Raw genomic sequence first — 1,267 nt, 5'->3', positions numbered from 1 at the left:
TGGCCGCTTCGGCTATGCCAACGGTCCCCTGGACGTGGCACTGGCCGTGGGCCAGAGCACCGTCGTGGACACCACCGCGCTGGAGCGCAGGGTGCAGACCATCAATCTGGGCGCTTCGTACGACTTCGGTCCCGTCAAGCTGTTCGGCGAGCTGTCGAACGTGAAGAACAAGTTCGACTACGCGGCAGCGGTTGACACGCACGACACCTACAACGGCTACCTGATCGGCGCGACCGTGCCGGTGGGCGCAGGCCTGATCCGCGTGGCGTACTCGCAAGTGCGCTACAACGAAGGCACGGCCGGCATCACGGGCGAAGACCCGATGGCACGCAAGTTCGCAGTGGGCTACGTGCACAACCTGTCCAAGCGCACGGCGCTGTATGCGACGGTGGCGCGCGTGAACAACCGCAACGACGTGAACTACACGGGCAGCCTGGTGTCGGCCAGCACCACGGGCTATGGCAGCACGGGCACGGCCTACACGGGCCTGCCGCGTTCTTCTACCGGCTACGACTTCGGTATCCGCCACGCGTTCTGATGACGTGAGGACGTGAAGGGGGCAGCGCGGCCAGCAAGCGGCCGCGTTGCCCGCCCCCGCTGCGCAGCATGGACTGCGCGGCGCCGGGGCATCGCTGCGCTCGGGAGGGACCTCAGGGCAGCGAGGAGATGGAGCCGCAGTTTCAAGGCAGGTGAAATGAAAAAACAGTCATTCGTGCTCGCGCGCTGGTTGCGCGCGTCCGTTTTCTTGCTCGTCGCCCTCGGGTCGCTTGCAGCGGCGCAGGCGCAGGCGCAGAACAGAATTGAATCAGTCACGGGCTCCGTGCAGGCAGGCAGCGAAGTGCTGCGTGTCGATTTTTCCGAACCGTTAGCCGCAGCGCCCAACGGCTTCGCCATCCAGTCGCCGGCGCGCATCGCGCTCGACTTTCCTGGCATGACCAGCCGCCTGGGCCGGGAAGCCATCGACATCAGCCAGGGCAACCTGCGCTCCGTCAACGTGGTGCAGGCGGGCGAGCGCTCGCGCCTCGTGCTCAACCTGAAGCAGGCGACCGCCTACACGACCGAGCTGCGCGGCAAGTCGCTGCTGGTGGTGCTGCAACCCGCGGCGGGCCCCGCACTGGTGGCCTCCACGCCGTTCGAGTTTGCCGAGAACCGCAACCGCGACGTGCTGCCATTGCGCGACGTCGATTTCCGCCTGGGCACCGAGGGTGCCGGCCGCGTGATCGTGTCGCTGCCCAACGACCAGGTGGGCGTGGACATCCGCCAGCAG

General features: G+C 67.0%; 2 protein-coding genes. Both read left to right on the top strand.

Features of this window, described 5'->3' with window-relative positions; translation table 11 throughout:
• On the top strand, positions 1-538 hold a 538-nt coding region (locus tag ACSFA3_RS24000), incomplete at its 5' end, for a porin (protein ID WP_435507902.1).
• Between the two features lie 156 nt (positions 539-694).
• Positions 695-1,267, top strand: a 573-nt coding sequence (locus ACSFA3_RS23995) for an AMIN domain-containing protein (protein ID WP_435507901.1), incomplete at its 3' end; no start/stop codon positions are given.

It is taken from the genome of Variovorax glucosi (assembly GCF_051216695.1).
Classification (GTDB): Bacteria; Pseudomonadota; Gammaproteobacteria; order Burkholderiales; family Burkholderiaceae_C; genus Variovorax.
Note: the sequence above shows the minus strand (reverse complement) of the source record. Positions and strands in the feature narration are given on the sequence as shown.